Here is a 16,602-nt window from a genome sequence, read left to right on the forward strand (position 1 = left end):
GTTCCACCCTCTTCAAGTGTCGGAAGAAAATCAGAAGTGATCTTATCATCCACTGATTTATTAAGTGGTGTTAATGCATTTTCAAAAGCGGATAACCAGAGAACGTCAAGACAAACAACATCATGAGCCGCCGATTTTGATTTCACCTCTGTCGAAACTTTGTCATACATTCCAGAATAAGGGACTGAATCGACCACTACCTTATAGCCTGTTTCCTTTTTGAAAGCATCAGCAGTACTATTAGCAATCTTCTCAGCCGGACTTCCACTTTCTACAAGTACTGTAATTGTCTTGTTCTTTCCAGCTTCTTTACTTTCAGAGCGATTTCCACAAGCAGAAAGTACTAATGTGCTTACCAGTGTCAAAGCTGCTAAAGCAAACACGCCAAATCTCTTTTTATTCTTTTTCATTTTTCCACTACCTTTCTTTTCCACCATTTAAAAATTAAATGTAATTGACCATCAATTAATCCTGCAACACACTCAAACCTAATCTTAGCGGCTCTTTATAAACCGCTTTCATTACAAATCCATACACAGTGCTAAAAAGAAATCTAGTTAATCTTAATTGTTCTACTACCTCCTTTCCATCTTTGTAAGCTCTTTCTAACACCCTACGCCGTAAGTATAAAAGATGAAATTATCAATGTCAAACGTTTTCAAAAATATTTTCTTTAATTCGTCAAAATGGAATTAGAAATCAAAAAGGGGACAAACGAAATTTAGTTTAAAAAATAGCAGTTATCGATGTCATACTCTTTCTTAGCCAAAAAAAGTGTTTTAATATTGAAATTAAAATGACGCAGAACAATGAAAATATTTTCATAAATTGCTTGAAATTATCTATTCCACATTGTATGATAGCCGTATGATAACTAGACAGTAATTTACAAACGCTTCCACTCGAAGCAATACAGGCAATTGAGTTACGTAAACCATCCGGCAAAGAGAGGCTGCACAAATATGGACAAAGTGGGAATAAAGGCGATCGCAGAAAAAAGTGGTGTTTCCCTAACTACTGTTTCAAGATATTTTAATAAACCAGAGCTGCTATCACAAAAAACAAAAGATAAAATACAAGCAGTGATTCAAGAATTAAATTATAGTCAGGATAATGTTGCCAGAATACTAGTAACAGGAAAATCTAATCTTGTAGGCGTCATTTTCCCTCAGTTACACCTTAGCTTCTACACAGAATTGCTGAACCAGCTAATTCAGTTTGGAGAAGAAAAAGACTACAGTTTTATCGTTTATACCTCAAGAGATACGAAAGAAGAAGAACTAAATGTCATCGACATGTTAAAGTCCTATCGTGTAAAAGGGATTATTTTATTAAGTCATATTCTGGATTCAGAGGACATTGAAAAATTGGATGTTCCCATCATCTCAATTGAGCGTGCTGGCGGGGATTTTTGTCAAATCAATAACGATAATTATACTGGTGGCAAGCTTGCTGGAGAAAAATTGATGGCTGACGGATGTGAAGTATTGATCCATATTAATAATGGCTATTATGAGGATTGGCCTTCCTTCAAACGAATTGTGGGCTTTGAATTTTCAGTGAAGGATACGCTTCATGAAACAATCATTCGTGAAGAACTGACCGACCCATATTCTGAAGAAGCATCCACTACTATGTCTGCGGTTTTAGATAATTTACTTGAAAAATATCCAAATAAAAAAATGGGCGTTTTCTGCTCAAACGATGATATTGCAAATATGCTTCAAAGAGACTGCATTCGAAAAGGGATAAAAATACCAGAAGAGTTAGAAATAATCGGGTATGATAATTCCCCAGTATCTGACAACGCTATTTACCCCATCACATCAATAGACCAAAATATTCCATTGATGGCAGAAATAGCTGTGAATTCATTAGATACGTACATTCCTCACGAAAATGTGGTAGCTGCGAAACTGATAGAAAAGGGAACTACTCTTTAAACACGAAAATAGCCCAATCATCTATTGATATGCTACCCCTAACTAGGACAAAAAATAATTAAGTCCTAGTTAGGGGTAGCATATCAGATAAAGATGATTGAGCTGCATTATTATAATAGAGGTTAAATCACAATAGACTACCTAAATGTAAGTAACTTTCTTCACATTAAAAGTAATCAGCGTGAAGTCCCTAACAATCCTCTACCTGTTTTTTCATCAGTAATCAACACATTAATCAACTGTCCTGTTAAAGCTGCGTTGATTCCGCTTATCTTCTCATGTCCTCCTGAAACGCCAATACGACAGGGAATCTTTTTTAGCTTATCTAGATCAATTGATACTACTCGGTCATTCCAAGCACATTTCGCTACCTTTCCTGAATGGTCAATAAAATTGTAACAAATGTCTCCAGCAATCTTTTCTTCTGAATAGGCTGGGTCTTTGTGGATTTTTTCTGACAAATAGGCGTTAGTCAAGGTGGAATAGATTGGCGTTCCACCGATTCCAACGAGTGCTATATCAGCCTTTTCAGCTTCATCAAGAACCTTTTTTATGAACGACTGTTTCATTAATATTTTTTTTGCTTCAATATCGTCCAATGTGATCGGCGCATGCAGCTCTATCGAACGTCCACCTGATTTGAACGCCAGCAACTCACACACACGATTGGATTGGATCGTAAGATGTTCTGTGCCTAAGCCACCAACCAATGGTATGAATTTGACGTTTGGTAATTGGTGTTGCTTAGAATAGTTTTCAGCTGCTTCGTAAACAGTAGTTCCTGAAGAGACCGCAACGATATCCGTTGGCTTTAAAATCCTCGACAAATATCTAGCTGCAGCGATCCCAAGTACCTTTACTTGTGTACTTTGATCCGTCGATTCCACACAGACAACTTCTTCTAAGCCGTATTTTTCTTTTATTTGTTCTTCTAACTCTCTAAATGGGCCAGCGAACTGATCATTTATTGTGAACTCAATGATTCCTTCATTTCTGGCCTTGGCTAAAAATTTTGATACTAATGATCGACTAATGTTCATTTTTTTAGCGATTTCTTCTTGCGTTCTTTTCTGTTCATAATACAACGAGGCTATTTCAACTAGTAGCCTTTTATCATCAGATAGGGCCATTTGTTTCCCTCCTATTCGTGCTAAAAAGCCTTTATATTTCTGTGCCTCACCTAGCATTGGCCTTTCGATCCAATAAATACTCCGCTAATACATCCGTCAATGTGATACAGTTAATTATTTTGGAAGCAATCGTTGTATACAAAACTTCCTTCTTTTCATCCTCAAAACAAATAGCGCAAACTTTATCTATCTTCCGAATATCCTCTAAATTGATTCCAATAACATTTTTGTTGATTCGACAGCTCACTTCGTTTCCTTCAACATCAAAAAAGCGCGAGTTCACATCACCGATAACATGGGCTTCTGATAAATCAGTGATATCCTTTTGGTCAATGTACCCTATTTCAGTCATTGTATTGCTTTTCGAAAATGGGGAGGCAATACCCACTAAGGCAAAATCAACTTTTTTCCCATCTTCCAGTACATCTTTGACCGTTGCATTTTCAACTAGTCTATCCCTCATGTCTTTACTATCAACTAATGCTGGGACGTATAAGTACTTACATTTTGCCCGCATTTTTCTAGATAGATCATGGGCAATCTGATTTGAGTGAACCTCCACTTTATCAGACCCCATCCCACCAATTAGAGGAACGATCGTTGAATCAGGCTGATTCACATAAGGATATTCATCGACTAACCGTCGCAAAACACGCCCCCAAGATACTCCGATGCTATGAGCTTTCGCAATATCCTTTCGAAAAGCAGCAATGGCTGTTTGAACAATTAGTTTTTCAATTTCCTGTTTTTCTAAATAGCTAGTATCCAATACAGCCACTCGTTTGAGACCAAAAGCCTTTTGTAAGCTTAATTCCAATTGAACGGAGTACGCACTGGAACTGTTGATATTGATATCAACGATTCCTTTGACTCGGGCGTCAACTAAGTATTTTGAAACCAATTGTCTAGAGATACCTAGTTGCTTCGCGATATCCGATTGCTTCATCTCTTCTTTGTAATACATCGTTGCCACTCTGACTAAGTCGCGATCAGCCAAAATATCCATATGTTAACCTCCTATAAAAAACCTCCCTTTTTAATGAAGGGAGGTTTTTCGTTAAATAAACTCTATTTCATCCCCAACCTCAATTGTTGGAAATTCTCCAGGACTAACAATAATTGCCCCAGGTAAAATTTCTCCAACCTCATTACGGAAATAAATCGAAACATGTCCTAATTCATCAAAATTAGGATTCGCCTGAGACCCAACTTCTTCTATATTATACACTTTTTCTCCGACTTTTAATTTACCACCGACTTTAATTGAGTTTTTCGGTTGTTCTTCTACTTCGTGAATCACAGAGATATCCCTTAATTCAGGTGTTGCTTTGGGTCCAAATAGAATAATTAGTCTTTCTTCTTCAAAAGCTGGTACCATTGATCCAACCTCAACAATTTTTGTTTTTACCATTTCACATGCCTCCAATTTTTATCTATTAGTACATACCGAAGCTGGCAAAGTAAGCCAAAATAACCGCAGTAAAGCCTGTCAACATTCTGCTGTACAAAATAGCTGGTACTCCGACTTGAACCGTTTCAGGTTTTGCTTCACCTAACGACAGGCCTACCGGAATAAAGTCACAGCCCACATGCGCATTTATTGCAAATAGAGCAGGTAAGGCATACTGAACAGGAATCGAACCATTGGCGATTTGTGTACCAATCAATACACCGATTACTTGAGAGATGACGGCGCCTGGTCCTAAGATTGGCGATAAAATTGGAATACTACATATTAATGCTAATACAATCATACCTGGAAGTGATCCTGCTAGAGGGGAAAGCACTTTGGCGATCAAATCACCAATCCCTGTATAATTAATGATTCCGATCATCATACTGATAAACGCCATAAAGGGGATGATATTTTTCAGTAACATATCTACCGCGTCACGCCCAGATTGATAGAATACCCCCATCACACCACCGATACCTCGAGAAAAACGTACTAAAAAGCCATCCTTCTTCGCATTTTCCTTTGCATGCTCTTCCTTTGCTTTGGCATATTTATCTTCAAACTTCTCTTCCTGCTGCGGCGCACTTTCTTCAACAACGACTGTTGCTTCGGGAGCCTGTTGTTTGTCAGAAAGCTGAATACTTTCCGGTTTAACACCCGATACGAAAATATCCTCTGTAATATGTTTCGCTAATGGTCCCGATGGCGATGACGGTAAAATATCAACCGTTGGAATTCGTTTCATCGGATAAACACCAATTCTCGCTGTCCCACCACAATCAATGACCGCGCAAAGCATTTCATCTTCCGGTATTTGATTTTTGAAGCCATCCCAAGCTTCTGCTCCAGTAAGGTCCGCAATTCTCTGTGCAACTGGATGAATGCCCCCACCGGTTACTGAGACAACCTTATTTTTTTTATCTGATGGTGTTAATGTAAATCCCACACCCCAACCATTATTACCTGGTGCTACAAAAACTGTTTTATACATTTGCTTACCTCCTATTAGAGTTCCCATTTCGTTATTAAGCATTCACACGTTTTGACTCTTTTGCAATCAAGAATTTCGTTAGTCGTTCTGTCACAATTCCTCTAAATAAAATGACCACAACCCCTACCAAGAAGTAACGTACAGCTAAACTTGACTGACTATAGCCTGCTTTCATCACACCGTTCGCAATACCTAAATATACAAACAACTCACCAGCATTGGCATACGGGAATAATCCTGTTACAGGATGTAAAAACGAAACAACAGAATCATAAAACGCAGGTTTTTCTTCTTCATTAACGAACTTTCCAAATGTATAGGCCATAGGGTTCGTCAGCATCATTACGGATAAAATCGGCATAATGGAATATCTAAGAATCATATATTTTGAACAATAGCGGATTGCACGGTCCACACGATCTTGACCAATAAAGGCAATGACTGAATAAGTAAATGTCAATAGTACAATAAGCAACGGAACAATCCCCGTCATGAATCCCATAAACTGTTCCCCGCCAGCTTCAAACAAGCCGATAAAATTTTTCCCAAACCATTCGATATACTTCATTTGTGTTCCTCCTAATTATCGATTATCAGTAACCGTTTCCAACTTTCTGGAATAAACATTCGCAAGAGTATCTTCCACTTGAGTTAAGCGATCTTTTTTATCTTTTCGCTCAAAGAACCTTTTCAATGAAACACCTCGGTAACTGGTGTCTTCTTTAAAGCGAGCAAATACAGTAAATCCTCTGCATACATGGCAACTGACAATCCTTCCATCTGAATCAACAACTACCGCAACAATTGTTTTCAACAACTTCCCTTTTGAGACATCCGTATAAAACTCGTAGGAAGAATTCTCCTTGTACTCTTCTGTGATGCTAGCAATAAATTTCTGATAGTACTTCACTTGAATAATGCTTGTAAAGCTTTGCGTAATCATTAATAGGAAAAGAATTATCAATAGAACCTGCACACCATTACCCTCTTTTCTTAATAGGATAGGCACAGATAGAGCAGTGACTCTATCTGCGGCCTAAATCGTTTTCACTTTTAAGCAAAGGTCTCATCTTGCAGTTTACGTAGCTTGTAAACAGTGGTTGATTCGTCTAATTCAACATCGTCCATTGTTAAGAAGGCTCCATCTTTGATGTCTTTCTTCGCAACAGCTCCTGCAATTAGTCCGATTGGAATATTGGCGTTCTTCTTCATATCTTCGTGTGTTTCTAGTACTCCACGAACACAGAAGCCACCAATACCGTCAATTGTTTCACCAGCTTTGATATCTTTTTTAGCCACACAAACTGTTTCAGAAACCGGTGCTCCCATTGGAACGATTGCTGTATCTTGCTCTAAAACGGCACGAGCAATGGTGATCGGTGTTTCTAAAGAACATAGGTGGAACGGACGATATAAGATATGATGGTCGCGATCGCCTTTCTTCATCAGATAGTTCATTTCATGAGCAACGCCTTCATTTTGTCCTTTAACGATACAGAAAATCCCTGGTGCAATGCCGTCAACATATTCAACGACCCCAAACTTGCTTAAAATTCCGCCGTTTTCTTTTAAATCCAGATTTTTAACTGTGCCATCTAAATCGGCTGAGATACCATGCATTCCAACAACATCAGGAACAAAGCCCATCGCATTTGACAACAAGTTCATTTCTCCCATTGTTTTCGTGCCATCTTGGAATGAAGCTAAAATTTTCGGGCTCATTACTTGTGCTTTAGCTTTTTCAGCAGCTGTATCAGGATTCGCATGAACCATTAGTTTATTATTTTTCCCTTTACCAGCAACTAATACTTCCATCCCCATGCTTTTAGCAAATTCATACATTTGCATCGTTGCAGCTGGCTCGTCTCCGTCTGAACCCGTGTAAATCAAGTCCGTTGCATCATACATTTTTTTCATCAGTGGTCCAATGGTGATGTCGATTTCAACATTCAATAAGACTAGGTGCTTTTTAGCCATCAAGGATTCTAATGAGATTTGCGCGCCAGCCTCGGGAACACCCGTAGCATCAACAATAATTTCAACCTTGTCAGAATGAATGATATCTTTGAAGTTTTGACTAATCAAAATATCGACTTTTTGATCGGCGCTTGCATTGTAAGCATCAGCAGCACGATTAGCCGCGTCCAAATTAATATCACTAATCCCTGCAACGATCATCCCTGGAATTGTCGAAATTTGTGAAATCATTCCGAATCCCATTTGCCCTGCACCAATAACTCCAACTTTGATCGGAGCACCATTTTTTTCTCTCTCTAACAACTTTCCATATAACGTCATTTTGAACCCTCCATCATTTTTGTCATTTGCCAACGATATTGGCATATGTTTAGCAGTTCCCAGTATAGCATCCGAAAAGTGATTGTCAACGCTTACTAACAACATTTTCACATTTTATTGGCATATGTTTACATTTAGAACAAATGTTACAACTTGTATTATTTGTTTTTTCAGAACAAAATTAAATAACATTTTATAGTAGGTTTACCAATTGTCACAAAATTTTTAATGTTGTTTTTAGCCAACAAAAAAGAGACCAAGAAAAATTTTCTTAGTCTCTTTTTTACAGTTTTTTCTAGTGGCTGATTATTTAATAAACTCCAAAACATTTTTGTAGTCATTCATTACACTCAACATATCTGCTCTTTTTTCAGCAGTTGTTCTGTAGCCGTTCACTTCGCCAAAGCCATCCAAACCTGATAACAATGTATTCAAAACCAAATTGCTCGAAATATTCTTCATTGCACCATAAATAATTGCGATGTGAGGATTCGACTGTTTAAAAGCTTCAAGAAATTCTTTTTGTTCGATACTTAGACTGGCACTTGCAGTTGAATCCGGCTGATCCGCATTGAAATTCCACTTGATAATATCGATATCCTTCAAAACATTTTCTGGTATATCAAAAGGTTTCTCGGTTCTGACTAATACGGAGTAATTCAGTTCTTTGACAATCTCTAATATATTCTCAATGTTAAAAATTGTTTCAAGATTATCAAAAATGATGACCTCCGCGCCCTCTTCTCGTAAACGCTTTAGATTTTCTGGCTTTGCATCTGTAAAATCAATCGCAATTTTGACACGATGAGTCACGTTGTTTACTTTGCATACATCCTCGCTGCACACCGTAAAGATGGCATCCATTCCTAACTGGGAAACCTTTTTATCAACCAGCACAGCATTCTTGACTGCTTCTTCATCTTTCCAAAGCACCTGAGAATTTACACAATAAAACGGGGTCTGTAGTCTTCTTACTTTCATCACTCGATCATCCTTTCTTATGCATAAAACGGGTGAAAAAAATCACAAACATGCTCAAAAAAAATAATTCATTCGGCCGAAATGTCCTTTTCTTTAAGATGCTCCATCAATCTAATTTCGCATTATTCCACAAATATAAATGAATGTCAATGAGCATGTGATATATTGAACATTATAATTTTATATATACTTGAACCTTTAAAGCTCTTTTTTACAAAAAAGCATAGACTCTTCGTTGAGTAGAATTTCGTTCTTAAATGAATAGATCAGCCATCTCAATTTTAAAAAACGCCTATAAATAGCGTTACTAAGCGATTTAAAAATTTAAACAAATGCTTTTTACTAGCAGATGATTTCATTCTACCAGCCTTTTTCCTCCTCAATACTCATATTTCAAATGGATAATTTCCAAGTTTTTTTCTAGAATCAAGAAAAAATTCAAAATTATAGTTTACAAATTCACAAGTTAAAGGTATATTGTACTAGAACTATAAAAGTAAATTTTACCACAAAGGAGTTTTACAATGGCTAGTAATTTTGATTCAACAGAGTATTTGGAAAAAGTAGATGCATGGTGGCGAGCGGCGAATTATATCTCAGTGGCTCAAATGTATTTGAAGGACAATCCCTTATTAAGACGTCCAATTGAGAAAGATGATGTAAAGACTCATCCTATTGGACACTGGGGGACTATTTCTGGTCAGAATTTTTTATATGCCCATTTGAATCGTACAATTAACAAGTATGATCTAAACATGTTTTACATTGAAGGACCTGGTCACGGCGGACAAGTCATGGTGGCCAACTCTTACCTTGATGGCAGCTATACCGAAATTTATCCTGAAATCACCGAAGACGAAAATGGTCTGAAACAGCTGTGTAAAATGTTTTCTTTCCCAGGGGGAATCGCCTCTCACGCGGCTCCGGAAACTCCTGGATCAATCCATGAAGGTGGCGAACTGGGTTATGCCTTGTCACACGCTACTGGGGCTATTTTAGATAATCCTGATGTGATTGCGGCGACAGTTGTAGGTGATGGCGAAGCAGAGACTGGGCCATTGGCCGGCGGTTGGTTCTCAAATGTCTTTATTAATCCCGTTAACGACGGGGCTGTACTGCCGATTGTTTATCTCAACGGCGGAAAAATCTCTAACCCAACCATCCTTTCTCGTAAAAGCAACGAAGATTTAGCAAATTACTTTGAAGGTCTTGGTTGGAATCCTTATTTTGTTGAAGGAACAGATCCAAAGGAAGTTCACGAAATGATGGCAAAAACGTTAGATGCTGTCATTGAAGATATCAAAACGATTCAAGCAGAGGCACGAAAAGGACAAGCAGAAGATGCGACGATGCCAGCATGGCCAGTTATTTTGTTCCGAACGCCAAAAGGCTGGACTGGTCCTGAAACTTGGGATGGCGAGCAAATTGCCGGTACCTTCCGTGCTCACCAGGTACCAATCCCAGTAGATTCTGAGCACATGGAACATATCGACAAATTAGTGAACTGGTTGAAATCTTATCGTCCAGAGGAACTATTTGACGAAAACGGAAAAATTATCGAAGAACTTAGAGCGACTTCTCCAAAAGGAAACAAGCGGATGGCAAAAAATCCGATTACAAACGGCGGAATTAAGCCGAAACCAATGAAGATGCCTGATTGGAAACAACACGCAATTGATACTTCGACACCAGGTGCTGTAATGGCCCAGGATATGGTCGTCTTTGGACAACAAGCACGTGACATGATCACGGAAAATCCGACAAATTTCCGGATTTTTGGTCCCGATGAGACAAAATCTAACCGCTTAAACAAAGTATTTGAAGTAACTGATCGTCAATGGTTAGAACCTAAGAATGCGACAGACGAATGGCAGTCTTCTGTCGGGCGTGTGATTGATGGACAATTGTCGGAACACCAGGCTGAAGGTTTCTTAGAAGGATATGTCCTCACCGGCCGTCATGGATTCTTTGCCAGCTATGAATCATTCTTACGGGTGGTTGACTCTATGCTGACGCAGCATTTCAAATGGATGCGAAAAGCCAGTGCACATTCATGGCGCAAAAAATATCCAGCATTAAATGTTATTGCTACTTCGACTGTTTTCCAACAGGATCACAATGGCTATACCCACCAAGATCCTGGTATTCTGACACACTTGGCTGAGAAAAAACCAGAATTCATTCGTGAGTACTTACCAGCAGATGCGAATAGTTTAATGGCAGTTATGGACAAAGCCATGCAGGATGAACAAGTGATTAACCTGATTGTTTCGAGTAAGCATCCTCGTCCACAGTTCTACTCAGCCGCTGAAGCAGAAGAGCTTGTTGAAGAAGGATTAAAGATTATTGATTGGGCAAGTACAGACAATAACGAAGAACCAGATCTGGTAATGGTTGCCGCAGGTACTGAGCCAAATCTAGAAGCATTAGCCGCAGTATCAATTCTTAATAAAGAGTTCCCAGAATTGAAGATTCGTTTTGTCAATGTGGTGGATATTTTGAAATTGCGTCATCCAGAAGTTGATCCTAGAGGACTATCTGATGAAGCGTTTGATGCTATCTTCACTGCCGATAAACCAATTGTCTTCGCCTTCCACGGCTACGAAGGTATGGTTCGTGATATTTTCTTCAATCGTCATAACCACAATATCCATATACACGGTTATCGTGAAAATGGCGATATCACTACGCCGTTTGATATGCGCGTCTTTAGTGAAATGGATCGTTTCCATTTGGCGCAAGATGCGGCAAATGCGGTATATGGTATAGAGGCACAAGAATTTTCCGTAAAAATGGATGAAACCCTTCAGTTCCATCACAATTTTATTCGGGCTAATGGGACTGACATTCCAGAAGTGGAAAACTGGAAATGGGAAACGCTGAAACAAATTCAACATCAACTATAACCCCCTGCAAGAAGCCTTGATTGAAAATCTTGGCTTTTTGCATATAAATCAACTACTCATAAAGAGGTGATCATTTGGAAAAAACCATAGTAATCATTAAACCAGACGGCGTCAAACGAAAGCTTGTAGGAAAAATCATTCAACGTTTTGAAGAGCGAAACTTGATCATAAAAGACCTTCAGCAAAGAACGCTAGATGAATCACTGGTAAAAGCTCATTATGCACACTTGATAGACCAGCCCTTCTTTAACGAGATTCTGTCATATATGACTTCCGGTCCTGTCATCGTAATGATCTTAGAACAAGAAAATGTCATTCAAATCGTTAGAAAAATGATTGGACCCACTAATGCCTTAGAGGCTCCTTCAGGTACGATTCGAGGAGATTTCGCGATAAATACCAGCGAAAATATCATTCACGCCTCTGACTCTCCTGAATCAGCAGAGATAGAAATACGTCGCTTTTTCTCTAAGTAAATGCAAAAAGAAGAAGGATCGATTGAGTTATGGTTCAATCGATCCTTCTTCTTTTTATTCACCCATAATCATTAAGTTGCAGGTACGTGTTCGTTCACGATTTTGATCCCAATCGACAAAATAGAGATATCCCACAGAGCCGATCAACGGTTCGCCATCTTTGATGATCACTGTTTCACTTGCGCCAAACAAAGAGCCCTTAATGTGCGCATCGGCATTTAAAATGGAGACTGGATCAGGTAAATAATTGGGGTCTTTGGCTGCTAAGTCCTTTAAAAATTCCACATGTGCCGGACCAGGATACAAATAGTCTGATTCGGTATATTGTCTTGGAACTAGTTTATCCAAGATTCGGTTCTGATCGACCTGTAAAAATTCGTCTCCCTTCCAATCCTTGTCATGAACATATTCTTCAAAAATGACCGAACACGTCGTATGCGGTGTAGTAATAGCGCAAAAGCCATTTTGAATCCCTGAATTCTTTATTGCTTTTCGCAATTGCAATGTGATATCTAAATAAGTAACTTTGCCTGCTTGCGTCTCAAGAGACAGCTGTTCATGTTTTACCGTCATTCTGTTTACCCTCTTTCTTTATATGCTTTCATTAATGCTTCTACCATATCTGTTAACATACTAGCGGGTGAATCGGCATTTGTAATTCCACTAGTACATCCTGTTCCATCTGCTCCAAGCTCAATCGTCCGATAAACATCATCGGCTGTACTTATCCCTGCCGCTTGCATCACTAGAATAGTATCGTCAATCTCTTTGATTGCTTGGTTTGTTTGTTCAATATAACTACTATCACTTGTTTGTCCGGTGCCAATTAACTCGGTCGGTTCACACAAAATGACATCTGCTCCCATAACTGCTACCGCTTTGGCTTCAGCAATTGAATCTGCGCAGACAATTGTTTCAATACCTAGTTCCTTGGCACGATTTATCGCTTGCGCTAGCGCAGCGACTGTCATTGGACGTTCGGCATGATTCAAGAAAACCGCACGGGCGCCCGCATGATAAATCGACTCAGGCAAGACATGGCCAATCCCTCGTCCAGGTACGATTCCATCCATGTGTTGAGCAGTTACAATAATCTTTCGTGTCGCATTTTTCACTGCCATAATATCCGCAAAAGGAACCGTTACCAAGATAGAACATTCTGGATACCTTAAAGCTAATTCATCCGCATGCTTTGCTAATTCAAGCAATTCCTCACCATACAAATACGATTTAGGATTAAATACGAAAAATGGATACTTGATTCTATTTGACATTCTTTTTTCCCCTTTCTATTTTGCACTTTTCGTTCCAAATACCTTATAGCAGGATTCCAAAGTCTCAGCCATTGCTTCATTAGATAGCCGCTTCATTTCTAAATAATCTTTAGGATTTCCATCCATCGTTCGTCTATAAGCAGAATTTAAAAAGTCGGTAAAAATATTGATTTTTGCAATCCCACTTAATGCACAGCGATTCAGATTGGTATTCCCAGATGAAGAACCACCATGTAATACTAAAGGTACGTTCGTGATTTCTTTGATTTCAGCCAATCGATCAAAATTTAACACCGGCGTTCCTTTATAGGCTCCGTGAGCGGTTCCAATTGAAATTGCTAGAGAATCAACATTTGTCTTTTCTATAAATGTTTGAACATCTTTCACTTCTGTATAAATAGAATCCGTTGTCTCATGATTTTCATAATTCGTACCTGCGCCTACGTGTCCCAATTCAGCTTCAACCGTCACATCCTTTTGATGAGCATACTCAACAACTTGTTTAGTAATTGTTATATTGTTCTCTAAACTTTCTTTGGACGCATCTATCATTACAGAAGTAAATCCTAAATCAATCGCACGCTTGATAAAATCGAAGTCCTCTCCATGATCTAAATGTAGTACTACAGGTACAGAGACTTTCTCGGCTAAATATTTGCCAATTAATGCCGCTTCTTCTAATGAGATCAACTCTTTGTGAGCTTGAGCAAATGGTAACATCAAAGGTTTTTTCATTTTTTCAGCCACTGTGACGAAAGTTCGTGCTGAATCTAAATCAATAAAATTAGTGGCCGGTACCGCATAACCTTCTTTACTAGCCTTTATAAGCATTTCTTTTGAGTTTACTAACAAAACAACCCTCTCCTTTTTTACATTTGTAAATATAGTTTTACTTTTGTAAAAAGTGTAGTATGATTAGGATGAGAAGTCAACGGAATCGGATAATATCATTTGGTATAAAATACTATTATCAGGAACATATGCTACGGAATTAAAAGGAGGGCTATAGATAAATGCTTGATAGAGAGGATTTAATGCTAAAAACTGCTCTTTTGTATTATGAAGATGAAGCAACCCAGAGTGAAATCGCCAAAAAATTAAATATTTCGCGACCAACAGTTGCTTCTTTGCTTCACGAAGCAAAGGAAAAAGGAATAGTAAAAATTACGATTCAGCATAATGAATTACGTTTATTAAAACTTCAAGAAGCCTTAATGGAAAAGTATCATCTAGAAAATATAAAAATTGCTGCAAGATCACAGAAGGATATGAAAGCTGCCGCTGGAAAGCTCTGTGTCGACCTTATCGAACCGATACTAAAAAAGATCAACAAGTTAGGGATTGGATGGGGCTCAACACTTTATGAATATGTGGAGCAAGCGAACTTACTCAATTTGAATCATTTGAAGATCACTCCTTTAATAGGAGGTATCGGATTATCTGAAGTCCGCTTTCACTCTAATCACTTAGCATTTGTGTTATCCGAAAAATATAATTGTGACGTCTCCTATTTCTATGCGCCTGCAATTGCTGATACTTTGGAAGTAAAAGAAACCCTCCTTCACACGGAGCTAATTAAAGACATTATTGATGAAGGAAAGAATGTAGAATTGGCGATTTTAGGGGTTAGCGATCCGATTCGTTCTTCGACCTATAAAAAGTTGAAATACATTTCTACTGACGAAGCGGAGCTACTAAAAAGAGAGCATGCTATTGGGGATATTGGAAGTACGATTTTCACCGCTGATGGGACTCCTTTGCAAAAGGGCTTTTCTCAACGCCTTCTTGGAATTGAACTCAAAGACATTCAACGAATTCCTCGTGTAGCGATCGTTGCAACTGGAAAGGAAAAAGCTGAGAGTGTTCAAACATTACTGAATATGGATTTTATTACCGATTTAATTATTGACGAAGAAATCGCTGAACTCCTGTAGTTCAGCGATTTCTTCATGCACCACTTACTAGTAAATAACTCGTTAATTAGAAAAAAATCCCTATTTATGATACGGCTCCGCGTATCGTAAGTGAATGATATTTTGTTAATGGGGATTTTTTCGATTGATGTACTGTGAGTACCTCATCTAGACAATTACGTTAAACTATCTATTTTTATTTTAAAGTCCTTTTGTTAACGACTTCAGTAATAAATAAAAAAATCCGATCGAACTATTGAAGTATATAGTCCAATCGGATTCAATAAGAAATAGGTTAGGATACGAAATCCTTAATACTTGTCCCCTACTAGTGATAGTATACATAAAATCAAGTTAAAACATTCAATAGTTTAAACACAATAACTTCAAAGTTAGTTCTTTTACATTATCAATTATTCTTCCTTCAGCAGGAAACTTCAATTTTTCAGTAAGCTTATTGGGATATATCATTGTTGATATTCCCGCGTTAAGCGCAGCAGAAGCGCCTGTCGGACTGTCTTCGATAGCAATTACTTCTTCAGGTGTTAATCCTAACTTTGAAATACAAGATAAATATCCATCTGGTGCTGGTTTACCCTTTATTACATCCTCAATCGTTATAACTGTATCAAATATCTTTCGAACTTCGGAATGGTAATTGAAAAAGAAATTTAAATCTTCAATAGAAGAATTCGACACAACACCTAACTTCAGGCCATTTTGTTTGGACTGCATAAGAATATCCTCAATTCCTGGTCGCAAAGATAAGTTACGATAGCCTAAACTTTGTGCTAGTTTGATTGCTTCGTTCAGTTTTATTTGATTAATCTCTCGTCCGACTTTTCTTTCTAGATCCTTGATGAAATTTCCTTCTACTTGCCCGATTGATAATTGATAGACTTCCTGAGTATAAGTATAGTCATACTCCTGATATAAAAAATCATGAATGGCTTCATACACAAAATTCTCACTATCAACTAAAGTTCCATCAAAATCAAAAACGATCCCTTTTATCATTTTTCCCTCCATAACATGACTCCTTCCGATTTCCAAAAAAGTATCAAAATTAGAATCATGTAAATAAGACATCTCAACACTATATCAAAATTTGGTGATTTCATTCTTTATTTCTTGAAAATTACTTATTATTTTCTTTGGTGGAACTACATTTTTATTCCTTTGCTTATTTATTAAATATATCTCTTGATTCTCTTTTTTTATGCTTTGTAAGTAA

The 16,602-nt window shown here is 38.0% G+C and carries 17 protein-coding genes; 4 read left to right on the forward strand and 13 right to left on the reverse strand.

Annotation, left to right across the window (positions count from 1 at the left end; genetic code table 11):
- The coding region (locus tag AC4J95_RS19875; protein ID WP_494551350.1) for an extracellular solute-binding protein at window positions 1-410 on the reverse strand (410 nt) is incomplete at its 3' end.
- A gap of 552 nt (window positions 411-962) precedes the next feature.
- Between AC4J95_RS19875 and AC4J95_RS19880 the strand changes: the two genes are divergently transcribed.
- Complete coding sequence (locus AC4J95_RS19880; protein ID WP_494551351.1) at window positions 963-1,943, forward strand: LacI family DNA-binding transcriptional regulator; 981 nt, start codon at window positions 963-965, stop codon at window positions 1,941-1,943.
- A 176-nt stretch (window positions 1,944-2,119) separates the two neighbouring features.
- Here AC4J95_RS19880 and AC4J95_RS19885 read toward each other — a convergent pair whose 3' ends face one another.
- From AC4J95_RS19885 to AC4J95_RS19920, 8 genes are all read right to left on the reverse strand, one after another.
- On the reverse strand, window positions 2,120-3,073 hold the full coding sequence (locus AC4J95_RS19885) for a sugar-binding transcriptional regulator (protein WP_494551352.1): 954 nt from the start codon (window positions 3,071-3,073) through the stop codon (window positions 2,120-2,122).
- A 46-nt stretch (window positions 3,074-3,119) separates the two neighbouring features.
- Entirely contained in the window at window positions 3,120-4,079 is a 960-nt protein-coding gene (locus tag AC4J95_RS19890; RefSeq protein ID WP_494551353.1) for a sugar-binding transcriptional regulator, read from the reverse strand.
- 51 nt (window positions 4,080-4,130) lie between these two features.
- Complete coding sequence (locus AC4J95_RS19895) at window positions 4,131-4,484, reverse strand: PTS glucitol/sorbitol transporter subunit IIA (protein ID WP_494551354.1); 354 nt, start codon at window positions 4,482-4,484, stop codon at window positions 4,131-4,133.
- Between the two features lie 25 nt (window positions 4,485-4,509).
- The gene (srlE, locus tag AC4J95_RS19900; RefSeq protein ID WP_494551355.1) at window positions 4,510-5,520 is read right to left on the reverse strand and encodes a PTS glucitol/sorbitol transporter subunit IIB; all 1,011 of its coding nucleotides are present in this window, start codon (window positions 5,518-5,520) and stop codon (window positions 4,510-4,512) included.
- A gap of 34 nt (window positions 5,521-5,554) precedes the next feature.
- The gene (gene srlA / locus AC4J95_RS19905) at window positions 5,555-6,088 is read right to left on the reverse strand and encodes a PTS glucitol/sorbitol transporter subunit IIC (RefSeq protein WP_494551356.1); all 534 of its coding nucleotides are present in this window, start codon (window positions 6,086-6,088) and stop codon (window positions 5,555-5,557) included.
- Window positions 6,089-6,103: 15 nt separating this feature from the next.
- Window positions 6,104-6,496 carry a transcriptional regulator GutM gene (locus AC4J95_RS19910; RefSeq protein ID WP_494551357.1) on the reverse strand — a complete coding sequence of 131 codons (393 nt, stop codon included), beginning with the start codon at window positions 6,494-6,496 and terminating at the stop codon, window positions 6,104-6,106.
- A 77-nt stretch (window positions 6,497-6,573) separates the two neighbouring features.
- Entirely contained in the window at window positions 6,574-7,818 is a 1,245-nt protein-coding gene (locus tag AC4J95_RS19915) for an NAD(P)H-dependent oxidoreductase (RefSeq protein WP_494551358.1), read from the reverse strand.
- A gap of 306 nt (window positions 7,819-8,124) precedes the next feature.
- The gene (locus AC4J95_RS19920) at window positions 8,125-8,799 is read right to left on the reverse strand and encodes a hypothetical protein (RefSeq protein WP_494551359.1); all 675 of its coding nucleotides are present in this window, start codon (window positions 8,797-8,799) and stop codon (window positions 8,125-8,127) included.
- A gap of 524 nt (window positions 8,800-9,323) precedes the next feature.
- On the opposite strand from AC4J95_RS19920, the gene AC4J95_RS19925 reads away from it, so the two are divergent.
- Together AC4J95_RS19925 and ndk are read left to right on the forward strand one after the other, a co-directional pair.
- Entirely contained in the window at window positions 9,324-11,705 is a 2,382-nt protein-coding gene (locus tag AC4J95_RS19925; RefSeq protein ID WP_494551360.1) for a phosphoketolase family protein, read from the forward strand.
- A 74-nt stretch (window positions 11,706-11,779) separates the two neighbouring features.
- Window positions 11,780-12,181 (forward strand): nucleoside-diphosphate kinase, encoded by a 402-nt coding sequence (gene ndk, locus AC4J95_RS19930; protein WP_494551361.1) that lies wholly within the window; start codon window positions 11,780-11,782, stop codon window positions 12,179-12,181.
- A 54-nt stretch (window positions 12,182-12,235) separates the two neighbouring features.
- Here ndk and AC4J95_RS19935 read toward each other — a convergent pair whose 3' ends face one another.
- The 3 genes from AC4J95_RS19935 to AC4J95_RS19945 are packed head-to-tail and all read right to left on the reverse strand — an operon-like array spanning window position 12,236 to window position 14,307.
- A complete protein-coding gene (locus AC4J95_RS19935) occupies window positions 12,236-12,754 on the reverse strand; it encodes a YjbQ family protein (RefSeq protein ID WP_494551362.1) in 519 nt (172 codons plus the stop codon).
- Window positions 12,755-12,759: 5 nt separating this feature from the next.
- Entirely contained in the window at window positions 12,760-13,455 is a 696-nt protein-coding gene (locus AC4J95_RS19940) for a triose-phosphate isomerase (protein ID WP_494551363.1), read from the reverse strand.
- Between the two features lie 15 nt (window positions 13,456-13,470).
- The gene (locus tag AC4J95_RS19945; protein WP_494551364.1) at window positions 13,471-14,307 is read right to left on the reverse strand and encodes a class II fructose-bisphosphate aldolase; all 837 of its coding nucleotides are present in this window, start codon (window positions 14,305-14,307) and stop codon (window positions 13,471-13,473) included.
- Between the two features lie 161 nt (window positions 14,308-14,468).
- On the opposite strand from AC4J95_RS19945, the gene AC4J95_RS19950 reads away from it, so the two are divergent.
- Window positions 14,469-15,389: a sugar-binding transcriptional regulator gene (locus AC4J95_RS19950; protein ID WP_494551365.1), complete on the forward strand. Its 921-nt coding sequence runs from the start codon at window positions 14,469-14,471 to the stop codon at window positions 15,387-15,389.
- A gap of 342 nt (window positions 15,390-15,731) precedes the next feature.
- Here the strand turns inward: AC4J95_RS19950 and AC4J95_RS19955 are convergent, their stop codons facing one another.
- On the reverse strand, window positions 15,732-16,397 hold the full coding sequence (locus AC4J95_RS19955) for an HAD family hydrolase (RefSeq protein ID WP_494551366.1): 666 nt from the start codon (window positions 16,395-16,397) through the stop codon (window positions 15,732-15,734).
- Window positions 16,398-16,602 lie beyond the last annotated feature (205 nt).

It is taken from the genome of Enterococcus sp. GPZ-007, assembly GCF_059374735.1.

Coding starts and splice junctions, on each gene's coding strand:
- AC4J95_RS19880 (WP_494551351.1), top strand. CDS start 963: ATGGACAAAGTGGGAATAAAGGCGATCGCAGAAAAAAGTGGTGTTTCC.
- AC4J95_RS19885 (WP_494551352.1), bottom strand. CDS start 3,073: ATGGCCCTATCTGATGATAAAAGGCTACTAGTTGAAATAGCCTCGTTG.
- AC4J95_RS19890 (WP_494551353.1), bottom strand. CDS start 4,079: ATGGATATTTTGGCTGATCGCGACTTAGTCAGAGTGGCAACGATGTAT.
- AC4J95_RS19895 (WP_494551354.1), bottom strand. CDS start 4,484: ATGGTAAAAACAAAAATTGTTGAGGTTGGATCAATGGTACCAGCTTTT.
- srlE (WP_494551355.1), bottom strand. CDS start 5,520: ATGTATAAAACAGTTTTTGTAGCACCAGGTAATAATGGTTGGGGTGTG.
- srlA (WP_494551356.1), bottom strand. CDS start 6,088: ATGAAGTATATCGAATGGTTTGGGAAAAATTTTATCGGCTTGTTTGAA.
- AC4J95_RS19915 (WP_494551358.1), bottom strand. CDS start 7,818: ATGACGTTATATGGAAAGTTGTTAGAGAGAGAAAAAAATGGTGCTCCG.
- AC4J95_RS19920 (WP_494551359.1), bottom strand. CDS start 8,799: ATGAAAGTAAGAAGACTACAGACCCCGTTTTATTGTGTAAATTCTCAG.
- AC4J95_RS19925 (WP_494551360.1), top strand. CDS start 9,324: ATGGCTAGTAATTTTGATTCAACAGAGTATTTGGAAAAAGTAGATGCA.
- AC4J95_RS19935 (WP_494551362.1), bottom strand. CDS start 12,754: ATGACGGTAAAACATGAACAGCTGTCTCTTGAGACGCAAGCAGGCAAA.
- AC4J95_RS19940 (WP_494551363.1), bottom strand. CDS start 13,455: ATGTCAAATAGAATCAAGTATCCATTTTTCGTATTTAATCCTAAATCG.
- AC4J95_RS19950 (WP_494551365.1), top strand. CDS start 14,469: ATGCTTGATAGAGAGGATTTAATGCTAAAAACTGCTCTTTTGTATTAT.
- AC4J95_RS19955 (WP_494551366.1), bottom strand. CDS start 16,397: ATGGAGGGAAAAATGATAAAAGGGATCGTTTTTGATTTTGATGGAACT.